General features: G+C 40.8%; 10 protein-coding genes. 7 read left to right on the top strand and 3 right to left on the bottom strand.

Features of this window, described 5'->3' with window-relative positions; all coding sequences use genetic code 11:
• Positions 1–271: 271 nt before the first annotated feature.
• Positions 272–2,218 (bottom strand): ATP-binding cassette domain-containing protein, encoded by a 1,947-nt coding sequence (locus Q0890_RS01495; RefSeq protein ID WP_299216571.1) that lies wholly within the window; start codon positions 2,216–2,218, stop codon positions 272–274.
• 250 nt (positions 2,219–2,468) lie between these two features.
• Between Q0890_RS01495 and Q0890_RS01490 the strand changes: the two genes are divergently transcribed.
• From Q0890_RS01490 to Q0890_RS01480, 3 genes are all read left to right on the top strand, one after another.
• Positions 2,469–2,738, top strand: coding sequence for a SlyX family protein (locus Q0890_RS01490; RefSeq protein ID WP_299216568.1), 270 nt, complete (start codon positions 2,469–2,471; stop codon positions 2,736–2,738).
• A 229-nt stretch (positions 2,739–2,967) separates the two neighbouring features.
• Complete coding sequence (locus tag Q0890_RS01485) at positions 2,968–4,341, top strand: hypothetical protein (protein WP_299216565.1); 1,374 nt, start codon at positions 2,968–2,970, stop codon at positions 4,339–4,341.
• A gap of 402 nt (positions 4,342–4,743) precedes the next feature.
• Positions 4,744–6,162, top strand: a complete 1,419-nt coding sequence (locus Q0890_RS01480; protein WP_299216563.1) for an outer membrane protein transport protein — start codon at positions 4,744–4,746, stop codon at positions 6,160–6,162.
• A gap of 325 nt (positions 6,163–6,487) precedes the next feature.
• Here Q0890_RS01480 and putP read toward each other — a convergent pair whose 3' ends face one another.
• Both putP and Q0890_RS01470 read right to left on the bottom strand, forming a co-directional pair.
• Entirely contained in the window at positions 6,488–7,987 is a 1,500-nt protein-coding gene (putP, locus tag Q0890_RS01475; RefSeq protein ID WP_299216561.1) for a sodium/proline symporter PutP, read from the bottom strand.
• A gap of 774 nt (positions 7,988–8,761) precedes the next feature.
• Positions 8,762–9,634 carry a LysR family transcriptional regulator gene (locus tag Q0890_RS01470; RefSeq protein ID WP_299216559.1) on the bottom strand — a complete coding sequence of 291 codons (873 nt, stop codon included), beginning with the start codon at positions 9,632–9,634 and terminating at the stop codon, positions 8,762–8,764.
• A 344-nt stretch (positions 9,635–9,978) separates the two neighbouring features.
• Between Q0890_RS01470 and leuC the strand changes: the two genes are divergently transcribed.
• From leuC to leuB, 4 genes are all read left to right on the top strand, one after another.
• The gene (gene leuC, locus Q0890_RS01465) at positions 9,979–11,397 is read left to right on the top strand and encodes a 3-isopropylmalate dehydratase large subunit (RefSeq protein WP_299216557.1); all 1,419 of its coding nucleotides are present in this window, start codon (positions 9,979–9,981) and stop codon (positions 11,395–11,397) included.
• Positions 11,398–11,550: 153 nt separating this feature from the next.
• The gene (leuD, locus tag Q0890_RS01460; protein ID WP_299216555.1) at positions 11,551–12,201 is read left to right on the top strand and encodes a 3-isopropylmalate dehydratase small subunit; all 651 of its coding nucleotides are present in this window, start codon (positions 11,551–11,553) and stop codon (positions 12,199–12,201) included.
• A 134-nt stretch (positions 12,202–12,335) separates the two neighbouring features.
• Positions 12,336–13,061 (top strand): hypothetical protein, encoded by a 726-nt coding sequence (locus Q0890_RS01455; protein ID WP_299216553.1) that lies wholly within the window; start codon positions 12,336–12,338, stop codon positions 13,059–13,061.
• A gap of 111 nt (positions 13,062–13,172) precedes the next feature.
• On the top strand, positions 13,173–14,276 hold the full coding sequence (gene leuB / locus Q0890_RS01450) for a 3-isopropylmalate dehydrogenase (protein ID WP_299216551.1): 1,104 nt from the start codon (positions 13,173–13,175) through the stop codon (positions 14,274–14,276).
• The last annotated feature ends 29 nt before the right edge of the window (positions 14,277–14,305 follow it).

Here is a 14,305-nt window from a genome sequence, read left to right as displayed (position 1 = left end):
ATGAAAAAGTCACAGCCAAATCAAAGCTGAAACCTCATTATATTAAAATCTGATTGCAATAATCACCTTAAAATTAATAAGGATATTCAAAGACCAAGAATGATACTCGAAATTAGGGCAATGTTCACTAACTTTCCATAGATTTACTATCATTTGGTTTACCTAAACGTATTCCAAACCATCCAAACCTGCTTATTTATGATTTGTTACTATGGTCTATTCATAAACCTAGGTAAGTTGCTTTTGTAGACTGATCTAATTTAACAATGCTCTAATTGTTTTCAAGGGCTTCCCAACGTTCAAGCATATTCATCATCTCATCTTCGATCACTAATAAGCGCTCGCTTGCAACGGTTGCAGCGTCGAAGTCTTCGGTGAACCATGAACCATCCGCTAGTTTCTCTTGTAATTGAGTTTGTTCTTGCTCAAGAGTAGCAATCTGTTTTGGTAGGTTATCAAGCTCACGCTGCTCGTTAAAATTTAATTTTTTAGTTGTTTTTTTAGGTTTGTTTTCCACTGCTGGCTTATTGGTAGATTTGGTATTTTCAGAGGCTTTGTTCGCAGATTTGGCCGCATGAGCAGCTTGGACACGTTTTTTCTGTATCAAATACTCTTGATAACCACCTACATACTCTTTAACCACACCTTTGCCATCTTCGTCTTGGTCAAATACCCAAGTAGAGGTGACCACATTGTCCATAAACGAGCGATCATGGCTAATAAGGAGAATGGTACCGTTAAAACTACTGACCGACTCTTCTAATAGCTCAAGGGTTGCCATATCTAGGTCGTTGGTTGGCTCATCAAGCACTAGGATGTTGGCAGGTTTTAGCAGTTGTTTGGCCAGTAAGACACGATTACGCTCACCACCTGATAGAGCTTTAACCGGGGTACGTGCACGCTCAGGCGCAAATAAGAAATCTTGTAAATAACTCATGATGTGGGTTTTACGACCACCAACTTCGATAAAGTCTGAGCCTTCTGATACATTTTGAGCGACAGTTGCTTCAAGATCTAGCTGATCTCGTAGTTGATCAAAAAAAGCGATTTGCAAATTTGTCCCAAGCTCAACGCTACCAGTCTTGGTTACCTCATCATCAGACATGTCGAGTAGGGCTTTAATAAGTGTGGTTTTGCCTGCACCATTTGGACCTATGATGCCGATTTTGTCACCGCGCATAATAGTGGTTGTAAAATTATCAACCAACACATTACCGTCATACTCTAAATGCAGGTTTTTAACTTTACAGACCAGCTTGCCACTTTTTTCACCTTCACCCATGGTGATATTAACATTACCAACTTGCTCACGGCGTGCGCTACGCTCTTCACGTAATGCTTTTAATTCACGAACGCGGCCTTCATTACGAGTACGACGTGCTTTGATACCTTGACGAATCCATACTTCTTCTTGCGCCAGTTTTTTATCAAAATTGGCATTGTTCTTTTCTTCTGCTAGTAACTGCTGCTCTTTGAGTTCTTGGTAACGGGCATAACCTTTTGCACCCTGGGTCACATCATAGCTTGTCAGCTGCCCGCGGTCGAGCTCTACAATGCGAGTCGCAAGCTTATCAACGAATGCTCTATCGTGAGTGACAAACAGTAGAGTCAGACCTTGCCAGTCAAGCAAGAAGCGCTCTAACCACTCAATACTATCAACGTCTAAATGGTTGGTCGGCTCATCTAGTAAGAGCATATCAGGCTTGGTCACTAACGCCCGTGCCAGTAACACACGGCGCTTACGACCACCAGATAAAGAGGATAAGTCATCTTCAGGATCAAGCCCCATCGTTGTAATTAACCGCCTTGCTTCGCGCTCTAGATCCCAGCCATGCACAGCGTCGATATCATGTTGCAACGTTGCCATACGCTCGCACGCATCCATATCGCCATTTGCGCATAGGTCAGTTTGCTGATTGTATTTAATCAGTAAATCAGCGGTATGGCGGCTACCACCCATGACGATGTCGAGTATCTTACCACTGGTTTCAGGTACATCTTGCTCAAGCATCGCTACGCTTGCACTACCATTGATGATGATTTCACCACTATCAGGCTGTAAAGAGCCGTTGATGAGTTTGAATAAAGTAGATTTACCTTCACCATTGCGGCCGATCAAACAGACGCGCTCACCTTCATTAATGCTAAAATCAATACCATCGAGGACAGGGGCGACGCCAAAGGCGAGATGAATGTTTTTTAAATGTATCAGTGCCATAAATTATCTTAAGCTTATATATAGTGATAAAAACAATGAGTGGACAATAGAGGTTTAAAGAATATTGCCAAATTGTTAACAGTATAACATGCTGCTAGATGACTTTAATGTAAGCAATGACTTTTTATCACCTCTATTATGATTAAAACTTTAGCAAGATGGTTTTGATTCCTATGTTAATACTTTGTTCCCTATAAATGACCTATAATATAAGCTCCATGCTACAAATAATTATGACAATGAGATAAGTATGAAGACAGCATCAAAGAATAATGCAAACCAAAAGGATCATGCAATAGAACTATCTGAACTACAAACACACATGGTCGATCTACAAATGAGCATGGCGCATCTTGAATTGACTGTAGAGCGACTTGATGAGGTAATTGCTCGTCAAGACCAGCATATTCATACGTTACAGCGTCAGCTCCAACTGGTCTATAAGCAAGTAGAAAGCCAGAGGACTGACGACGGCATTGCACCATTCGATGTCATAGCAGATAGACCACCGCATTACTAGCGCGTATAGCTATACCTAGCTATAAAAGTAGACCAATTTCTCTAAACTATTATATTCATATATATACATAAAAACACTCTTTTATGACTATTTAGCCATAAAAGAGAAATAATATATTTTTTCAGTTGTTTTAGTGTGCCAAAAACTTTACTATCTTCGACTTCGGATACTGCTTACTTGTCTACATAGGACGAAGTAGTAAAACAATGCGGACGTTTGGAGATAGACAATGCGCGCAATTTTTCACTTAAAAACTCTCACAGTAGCTGTTGCAGCTCTCTCTGTTGCTAGCGTTGCTAGCGCTGCTGGTCTTGATCGCTCAGGCCAAGATGTTACTGCATTTTTACAAGATGGTACTTATGCAGAAACCGTCTATACCTATATTAATGCTGATGTCACAGGCCATGACAATGCAGTGGTACGTTCTAATAATGAAAACTATGTACAAGGCAAAAAAATAGATGATATTGCGGAATCTTACGACTTTTTTCGTTATGGTGTAAAAACCGTTATTAATGACACCTTTAGTATTGGCGTGTTATACGACGAGCCATTTGGTGCTGCCGCTCTTTACAGTGGCGATAATAACTTTGTTTCAATCGACGATGCTGATGCGATTGTTGCAGGTGGATCAGGAGGAGACATTCCGAATGTTGCAACACTAAATGGTGCAATCGCTCAGGCTAAAGGCGCTCTAGCTAATCCAAATATACCAGACGCTGCTAAGCCAGCTATAGCAGAAGGGCTGGCTCAACTAGAAATTCTAAAAGGGGCAGCAGATACAGCAGGTGAGGCGACCAATGTAGAGGTACGTAGCCATAGTCTAACCGGTATACTGGGCATGAAGTTTGGTCAAAACAAGAACTTCCAAGTGTATGGTGGCCCAGTTGCGCAACGCATAGAAGCTAATGTAAAGCTACGTGGTGCTGCTTATGGTCCAGCTTCGGGCTATACTGCGAATATCAACCCTAGCCAAGATTATGGTTGGTTAGCTGGGGCTTCGTACAGCAAGCCTGAAATTGCTTTAAAAGCCGCCCTGACTTATCGATCTGAAATTGACCACAAAACCCAGATTGGCGAAAGTTTTGATGTAGGTGTTGGTAATTCAATTGAGATTACCACACCAAAATCAGTCAATTTAGATTTCCAAACAGGTGTTAATGCAACGACATTGGCGACTGCAAAAGTGCGCTGGGTACCTTGGGACGACTTTGCAATTACACCACCAAACTACAACGAAGTTAGTAAAGCTCTGACTGGAGATGACAAAGGTTTAGATTTAGTCAGCTATGATGATGAACAATGGGTTGTTGAGCTTGGATTGGCCAAACGCTTAACACCAGCATTAGCAGTTACAGGCAATATCGGGTGGGATAGCGGAGCAGGTGACCCAGTCACGTCTTTAGGTCCTATCGAAGGCTACTATAGTGCAGGTCTTGGTGCCAAATACAATGTTACCGAAAATTGGGCAGTATCAGCAGGCGGTAAGTATTTATGGTTTGGTGATGCAAAAGGTAAGACACCAACCCAAGATATCGTCAGCAACTTTGAAGACAACGACGGTTATTTACTAGGGGTTAAAGTTTCTTACCAAGCGCAATAGTGCTAAGAATTGCACGTCTATCTCTATGTAGCAATAGTCACCTAATACTTATTATTTAATGATAAAAAAGCGATCCAATAAGGGTCGCTTTTTTATTGGTTTTTTAAAATTAAACTTATTTATTGAAAGCGTTCTTGACAGTATAAATTTGGTTGACAAAAAATTGGTATGCATAAGTTATTCGGTTAGAAGAATATCAATAACATTCGATTAAGTGCATAATAATAATTAAGAACTGTCCAGTCATATTTGAGAAATAAAGTGCTTTAAGTGTTGTCTTAGTGTGAGAAAGCCATTACTATTCAAATTAGGAGACCGTTTAAATAATAGGTATGGAAGGAGATTATTCTGACCTACTGATTATAGAAACGGTAAAACAACGAGGACGTTTGGAGATATACAATGCGCACTACCTTTCATTTAAAAACACTTGCGGTAGCAATCGCAACGCTTTCTGTAGCCAGCGTGTCAAGCGCTGCTGGCCTTGATCGCTCGGGTCAAGATGTCACTGCTTTCTTCCAAGATGGCGTTTATGCCGAATCTGTCTATACTTACATTGATGCCGACGTTAGTGGTAGAGATAGCGCTAATAATGTGCCTAGTAGTAATACTTATGTTGAAGGTGGTGACACTGGCGATATTGCTGAATCTTATGATTTTTTTCGTTATGGCGTAAAAGCGGATATCAATGATACCTTTAGTATTGGTCTTTTATATGATGAGCCATTTGGTGCTGCTGCTGAGTATACTGGTGATAGTAATTTCGTTTCAAAAGGCGATATCAATGCTTCTATCACTCAGTTATCAGGTGGTCAAGTCAATGCTCAAACTATTGCTCCTACAATACAAGCTTTGACGAATCAAGCTGCACAAGAGCCTAACGAAGAAATAAGAAACGCAATTGTACAACAAATAGAAGATCTTACTCTTGTGGGTGCAATTGCACAAGCTGAGGCAGGTAATGCAGGTGAAAATACCAATGTAGAGGTTCGTAGCCAAAGCTTAACAGGACTTCTAGGTATGAAGTTCGGTGCTAATAAAGAGTTCCAAGTATATGGTGGTCCGGTCGCTCAGCGTATTGAATCTGAAGTAAAACTGCGCGGACTGGCTTATGGCCCAGCGACTGGTTATACCTCAAACAGTAACCCTGACATGGATTACGGTTGGATCGCAGGTATGTCATACAGCAAACCTGAAATTGCTCTAAAAGCGGCACTGACGTATCGTTCTGAGATTGACCATGATATGAATATAGCCGAAACATATCCGCTAGCTGGCGTTCTAGCTGGTGATCCTGCCGCAGCCAATCGAAGCAGCAAATATGAAATCACAACTCCTGAATCGGTCAACTTTGATTTCCAAACCGGTATCAATCCAACGACTTTAGCTACAGCAAAAGTGCGCTGGGTACCTTGGGGTGATTTTAAAATAACACCGCCATTATATAATGAGGTTAGTCAACGTAGCTATGGTCCTGATGGTTTAAACTTGGTCGACTATGACGACGATCAGTGGCAGGTAGAGCTGGGCTTGGCCAAGCGTTTAGCACCTGCGTTAGCCGTTAGTGGAACAGTTGGCTGGGATAGCGGTGCTGGAGATCCAACGACATCATTAGGTCCTATCGAAGGCTACTATAGTGTGGGTCTAGGCGCTAAGTATAATGTCACTCCAGAATGGGCCGTCTCAGCTGGTGGAAAATACTTATGGTTCGGTGATGCTCAAGGTCAACTGCCAAGCGAAAAAATCGTTGCTGACTTTGACGACAATGACGGTTATATCGTCGGTGTGAAGCTATCATACCAAGCGAAACAAGATTTTTAATCTAACCATAAAAAACCTATCTTATAAGTCTTACTATATTTTATAAAAAAAGCGATCCATAAGAGGTCGCTTTTTTATGGTTATTGTAATGTACCGATTTTATTTCGAACAGAATTTATAATTGTAAAAATAATAATGGTCGCATGCCTTAACAAACTTTGCCGTTTTATTAGATAAATCCAATACCCATCCTATAAATCAAGATAAATTTGTCATTCGCTAAAATGACTTGTGTAAGGTAAGTCATTATCGATAAAAAACTGAAAACAAAAAACCTCGCCAATAGTGACGAGGTTTTTTTATAGCAATAGGACAGTGTATAAGCTTACTTATTTAAGTTTAGCTCCATCTCTTTATATTTGGCAGATACTGAAGGTCTTGGACCACCAGTCATCATACTAACTACAAAGATAGCAATGGTACTTAAGATAAAGCCTGGGACAATTGCATATAACCAGCTATTCAGTGCCATACCATTCATCTCAAATGGACCATATACCCATAAAATAACTGTTAATGCACCAACAACCATACCAGCAACGGCACCATTACGGTTCATACCGCGCCATGTAAGACTAAAGATAACCAGCGGTCCAAACGCTGCACCGAATCCTGCCCAAGCATTAGAAACCAAGTTCAATACCGAGCTATCTGGATCAGACGCTAGTATAATAGCAACGATAGCAACGACGATGACTGAGATACGACCGACCAATACTTGACGGGCTTCTGGTGCATCTTTGTCAAAGAATAATTTGTAGACATCTTTTGTTAAAGAGCTTGATACCACCAATAGCTGAGATGAGATAGTACTCATAATAGCAGCTAAAATAGCAGCCAATAAGAAACCTGACACCAATGGATGGAATAAAAACTGCGTAAATACTAAGAAAATAGTCTCGGGGTCATCGAGAGTCATAGCAGTTTTTTGTACGTAAGCACGGCCAGCAAAACCAGTCATCAATGAACCAATAAGACTAACGACCATCCAGCTCATACCAATATTACGTGCTGTCGGTACATCTTTAACTGAACGAATAGCCATAAAACGTACAATAATATGCGGTTGACCAAAATAACCAAGCCCCCATGCCATCAAGGAGATGATACCAATAACAGTCATACCACTAGTAACATTTAGCAGATTTGTATCAATATTTCCAACCGCTTGTGTAGTAGCTGAAATGCCACCAAGATCGGTAAAGGCAACGATCGGCACGATGACCATCGCAAATAACATAATGATACCTTGCACAAAGTCAGTCATTGAAACTGCTAAGAAACCACCAAATAAGGTGTAGGCGACAACAACACCAGCCGTTACCCAAAGTCCTGTGCTATAAGATAGATTGAGTGAGCTCTCAAAAAGCTTACCACCGCCAACTAAGCTTGCAGCAGTATAAACGGTAAAGAACAAGATAATAACCAATGCTGATATGACACGTAGCATGTGCGACTTGTCTTCAAAGCGATTGGCAAAATAGTCGGGTAGAGTAATTGCATTGTCAGCAACTTCGGTATAAACACGTAGACGCGGGGCGACGATAATGTAGTTTAATAAGGCACCAAGCGTTAAACCAAGCGCAATCCAGACACTGACCACACCGTCAGCGTACATATACCCAGGTAAACCTAGTAATAGCCAGCCTGACATATCTGATGCACCTGCTGATAAAGCGGTAACAGCAGGACCCAAGTTACGGCCGCCGAGCATATAGCCTTCAGTGTCGTTTGCTTGTTTAAAGTAGGCGTAAATGCCAATCCCAATCATTACTAAAAAATAGGCGCCAAGTGATATTAGTACGCCACTAGAAATCCCATTCATATAAACTGTCCTTAACCAACATTGTTGGTTTTAATTATATTTAACTATAAAATATTATGATCAAAAGATGATGTATAAAGACAAAAAAAGCCATTAAGTAGAACAAAATGGCTTTTTGCTTATATAGTCAATCCTATATAAAAACGATACAGTGAGATGAAAAGCTGTTCTTCGCAGCATTTGTCTGCGTAGGCACAACAAGCAAGAAAAACAACTTTTCATTGAGCAGCTTGATAGCCATGTATCTGATTTATTTGGATTCATCTATAGTCAGTACTTACTTATAGTTTTATATGATTGATACTGTTTTTACCGATAATGTTGCATTATCAACCATCAATTAAATTACCTATTCTAAGTCGTTTTAATCAATCGTTATGGACAAAATCAATCATTTAAAACTGTCAACTCTGCATATTAGCTATATTATTCGTTTAGAATAAAATATGTAGAATTTAGTAAATATTAAACATAAAGCACCATTATCAAGAACTGTAACAATAATAGCTATGATCAATAAACCGTTTAATTAAAATAAACGATTAACAAAACAAGTATATTGGCTATCGTAACTTACTAAAAATATTCAATAGGTAATTATCAGTGCTGTTATGGTAACTATATGTTATCGAAATTAACTTAAGCGTATTATAACGTATAGAGGTTATAATTGCGAACCACTGCTTTTTATGTGGGCCGTTAACTACCAAATAACATTATTTGGTAGATTTATTTGCTGACTGTATTGGTAGCTATGTTCAGTAGGCCACATTACTAATCGATAGGAGCAAGCAATTCTAACAGTGCCTCAACGCTACTTGAGCGTGTAAGCTTTGGATTGATAACGACGCCTAGATAGCGCTGTAGCTCGATATTATCGGCCATATTAATACGTTCTAAATCTTGACTGATTAACGTTTGCGGTAATACAGACCATCCAAGTCCCACTGACACGAGCATGCGAATGGATTCTAGAGGGTTGGTACTCATTGTCGCATAAGGTTTTAAATTGTGTTTGGCGAACTCAGCCAAAGTAATTTGACTGGTAAAAGTATTAGCAGAGGGCAGAATAGCAGGATAATGAGCCAACTGCTCTAAAGTTACATTGGTTTTTGTGGCTAATGGCGACAGCGTACCTGTCATAAAATATAATGGATCTGACCACAATGTATGATAGGTTAGACGCTTGTCATAAACAGGTGGTAACGTCAAAAAAGCCAAAGACAAATTGCCATCAAGAACCGCCTTGTGCGCTTCTTCTGAATCCACAAAATGGACTTCGAGCTGTACAGCAGGATAACTTTGGATAAAATCTTTTAGTACTGGTGCAAGATGATGCAAACCAATATGATGACTTGTACCGATGACCAACTTGCCAGAGACCATTTGCTTAGAGTGTTGCAAGTTTATTTTAAAATTTTCATAATCTTCTAACCAGCGTTTGGCATGTGGTAGCATCTCACTTGCTGCTTGAGTCGGTACGATACCTCGACCTACTGTATCAAAAAGGACGATATTGAACTCGTCCTCTAGGTTTTTGATACGTTTACTGACAGCAGGTTGAGTGATAAATAGCTTTTCTGCTGCGCCTGAGATGCTACCTGTTTGCATAACAGTCACAAACGTCGTCAAATTAGTGGTATTCACACCGATGTCCTTAGCTTCAAAATAAGCTATAAATAAAAGTTGGCTTGTCTATTCGTTATATATTAGAAATAAAAGTTTGTGAATAGATAAAAATCATCAATTATTATTATAGAATTAGGCTGCTATAATCACAAGGTATCAAAGTACTTTTTGATGTTTTTATTTTAATCGCTTGATAACTTGTCGATGAATGACGTCCGAACAAAACAATCGCTGTCAAAGTAAACTGTAAGTGCAGACTGTAAGTATAAATAAGTAACTTTAAGCTTCTAAGAACGTTTAGCATGCGCTAGATACAGTGGCATTTCATCATAGACAATTAGCAATTAACAAAGGATAGCAACATGGCCGGTTACACGTTATACGACAAACTTTGGAATGCGCATGAAGTCACACAGCGCGATGATGGTTCGAGCTTAATTTATATCGATCGTCATTTATTGCATGAGGTAACAAGTCCGCAGGCATTTGAAGGATTAGAGCTTGCTAATCGTACCCCATGGCGTTTGTCGGCTAACATTGCTAGTCCTGATCATAACGTACCTACAGTGGTCAAAGAGCGACTTGAAGGAGTCTCTGGTATCAAAGACAAGGTATCGCGTTTGCAGGTTGTAACGTTAGATGATAACTGCGCTAAGTTCGATATTGCTGAATTCACCATTAACGATACTCGTCAAGGTATTTTGCACGTGGTTGGTCCTGAACAAGGCTTGGTACTTCCAGGTATGACGGTAGTGTGTGGTGATTCGCATACTGCAACTCATGGCGCACTTGGTTGTCTTGCTCATGGCATCGGTACCTCTGAGGTAGAGCATGTGCTTGCAACCCAGTGTTTAATCACTAAAAAAATGAAAAACATGCAAATCCGTGTGAATGGTGAGCTTGGTGCTGGCGTGACCTCAAAAGATGTGGTACTTGCTATTATTGCCAAGATCGGGACTGCTGGTGGCAACGGCCATGCCATTGAGTTTGCAGGCAAAGTATTTGAAGATATGAGTATGGAGGGGCGCATGACTGTCTGCAATATGGCAATTGAGGCAGGCGCACGCGTGGGTATGGTAGCTGTAGATGACACAACGATTGACTATGTCAAAGGTCGTCCTTATGCGCCAACTGATGAGCAGTGGGAGCAAGCAGAGGCCTATTGGCGTACATTGTATTCGGATGACGATGCCAAGTTTGATACGATTATAGAGATTGATGGTAGTCAGATTGCCCCGCAAGTGTCTTGGGGCACATCGCCTGAGATGGTCGTTGATATTACTCAGTCGGTACCCACACCTGATCAGGCTGCTGATGAAACGCAGCAAGAGGGTTGGTTACGTGCTTATACCTATATGGGGTTGCAGGCAGGTCAGCCGATTACTGATATCCAACTTGATCGGGTCTTCATAGGTTCTTGTACCAACTCACGTATAGAGGATTTGCGGGACGCAGCAGCAGTGATTAAGGGTCGTAAAATTGCAGATACGATCAAAGAAGCCATCGTAGTAGCAGGCTCTGGACAAGTGAAACGGCAAGCCGAAGCCGAAGGGTTAAACACGCTATTTACTGATGCAGGTTTTGAGTGGCGAGAGCCAGGTTGTTCAATGTGCCTTGCGATGAATGCAGACAAGCTTGAACCAGAAGAGCACTGTGCTTCGACGTCTAATCGTAACTTTGAGGGTCGTCAAGGTACTGGCGGACGTACGCATTTGGTCAGTCCTGCGATGGCCGCCGCCGCTGCATTGGCTGGTCACTTTGTGGATGTACGTACTTTTTAGTTGATAGACCATTGCGTTGTTTAAGCTGCGCATCCGTCACAACGCGTCTGATACTGATTGTATAAAATTATTCATTTGTGTCGATAATACATCATGGGTTGATTTTGCCAAACAGTATCTACCAACACTACTGAGAATACGATAGGAATTATTATGCAAGCTTATAATACTCAAACGGGTATCGTCTGTCCGTTAGATCGCGCAAACGTCGATACCGATCAAATTATCCCTAAACAGTTTTTGAAGTCTATTAAGCGTACTGGTTTTGGCGTCAACTTATTCGATGATTGGCGTTATTTAGATGAAGGCTACCCAGGTCAGGACAACAGCACGCGTCCAATAAATCCAGAGTTTGTACTAAATCAGCCACGCTATCAAGATGCCGTTATTTTACTTGCCCGCAAGAATTTTGGCTGTGGCTCTAGCCGTGAGCATGCGCCTTGGGCGTTGTCCGAGTATGGTTTTCGTACGGTCATTGCCCCAAGTTTTGCTGATATTTTTTACAATAATTGCTTTAAAAATGGCATGCTTCCCATTATTTTGGAGGAAGCAATTGTCGATAAGTTAATGAAAGAAACTTTAAAAAATGACGGTTATGAGTTAAGTGTAGACTTGGAGAGACAAGTCGTTATTGATCCAACTGGACAAGAATACTGTTTTGAAGTTGACGATTTTCGTAAGCATTGCCTATTAAATGGACTAGATGATATTGGGCTTACTCTACAGCAAAGTGATGCGATTAATGCGTACGAACAACAAATGCAACAAAAGACGCCGTGGATATTTAATCCAGTCAAAGCATAAAATTAAGCTTTTAATGTTATATAAATTGATGTTTAATAAAAATGAATTGGTCAATAATACAACGTTGAGTTATCGTAACAAAATGACTAGAATGAAAGGTAATTTGTTATCACTATGAAGTAGTAGTCATCATTATGAATAAAAAACGTATTGCTATATGTACCAGTCTCTCTATCGCAACAAGTTTGCTATTGTCGGGTTGTCAGCTACTAACAGGCTACCAGCAAATAGATGATGCAGAAAGCGCTGATAAGTGGGCAGGGCAAATAAAACCGATTGCTGGAGAAGTAAACATCGCTTGTGCGGGTACTTATCATTGTGAAATTATGCAAATCGACCAAACTTCGGTTATTGCTCCAGATACTCATAAGCCAGTAGATCATAAGCTGTTAAGTGTGATCAATACGGATGATGAGATTGTTGACCGTACACGAACTGAGCTCTTCGTACCGTTGAAGAATCAGCATTCTGTCAAGGTTGTACCGTTATCAGCATCTGGTATAGCTGGGATGACGAACTACTATGCACGGGTTAAGCCTGCAAAACGTGAAGTGCATATAAATTTTTATCCTGAAAATAATATGGGTTATGTTGAGCGTTTTGCTATGATCCACGAGTTTGTAGAGCCGGATACTTATCTACTTCGTGCTTACCGTAAAGAATCTAGCCAAGATACGGGCAGTTTATTGGATACAGCTTCGCCCAATCCTTTATGTATTGATCTGATTCAAAACGATAGTATCAAGCGTCAGTTTTGTAAACAGATGAATAATGAAAGTCAGGGTGAGTTTGTAGAAACGAACGTGACAAACCAAATAAAGCAATCAGCACAAGCAACACAGTCAAAAGCCAAAGTGTAATATTGTATCTTTCGACCCATTAATTTGATGTCACATGTCACGGGCATATATCGGTTAAAGCAACATTAGACGCTTGTCACTTCTTTTTTTTATGTATCAACAAGGATTAGTATGGCAACGATTTTAACATTAGCTGGTGATGGCATTGGTCCTGAAATTATGACCCAAGCCATCGATGTACTACAAGCCGTCAACAAAAAGTTTACATTAAACTTGACTTTTGAGTCTGGATTGATTGGTGGAACAGCTATTGATGCAACTGGTGAACCCTTGCCAGAAGAAACACTTAGCCGAGCACGTGCAGCGGACGCTGTATTGTTAGGTGCAGTTGGTGGGCCCAAATGGGACACCATCGAACGCAGTAAACGTCCTGAGCGTGGTCTGCTAAAAATCCGTAGTGAGCTTGGTTTATTTGCCAACTTACGCGTTGCCAAGCTTTATCCGCAATTGGCGAATGCCTCTAGTATTAAGGCTGAAATTATCTCAGGCCTAGACTTATTAATCGTTCGTGAGCTAACGGGTGGTATCTACTTTGGTGAACCGCGCGGCATTCGTACTTTGGATAATGGTGAGCAGCAAGGCTATAACACCATGGTCTATAAAACCAGCGAGATTGAGCGTATCGGTAAGGTGGCTTTTGATTTGGCGCAAGTTCGTGCTAAAGCAAGTGGTAAACCTGCAAAAATCTGTTCGGTAGATAAAGCAAACGTTTTAGAAGTCACTGAGCTTTGGAAGCAAACCATGACTAAAATGCAAGAATCTCAGTATTCTGACGTTGCACTTAGTCATATGTATGCAGATAATGCTTGTATGCAGCTGATTCGCGATCCAAAGCAGTTTGATGTTATGGTAACGGGCAACATGTTTGGCGATATTTTATCTGATGAAGCGGCTATGCTAACAGGCTCTATTGGCATGTTGCCATCCGCCAGTCTTGATGAAGAGGGTAAAGGGATGTACGAGCCTTGCCATGGTTCTGCACCTGATATCGCTGGACAAGATAAAGCCAATCCATTGGCCACCATACTCTCTGTCGCTATGATGCTACGCTATACTTTTAAGCAAGAACAAGCTGCCCAAGCGATTGAACAGGCAGTGAGTGATGTTCTTGATGATGGCTTACGTACAGTTGATATCTTAGACAGTAGTGAAGCTGATTTACGACAAGTAGGGTGTCAAGAGATGGGACAGGCAGTATTGGCAAAGCTTGTATAAATAAATCTATACGAATGCAATAATAGCCA

Origin of the sequence: uncultured Psychrobacter sp. (genome assembly GCF_947488565.1) — a bacterium.
Classification (GTDB): domain Bacteria; phylum Pseudomonadota; class Gammaproteobacteria; order Pseudomonadales; family Moraxellaceae; genus Psychrobacter; species Psychrobacter saeujeotis.
Note: the sequence above shows the minus strand (reverse complement) of the source record. Positions and strands in the feature narration are given on the sequence as shown.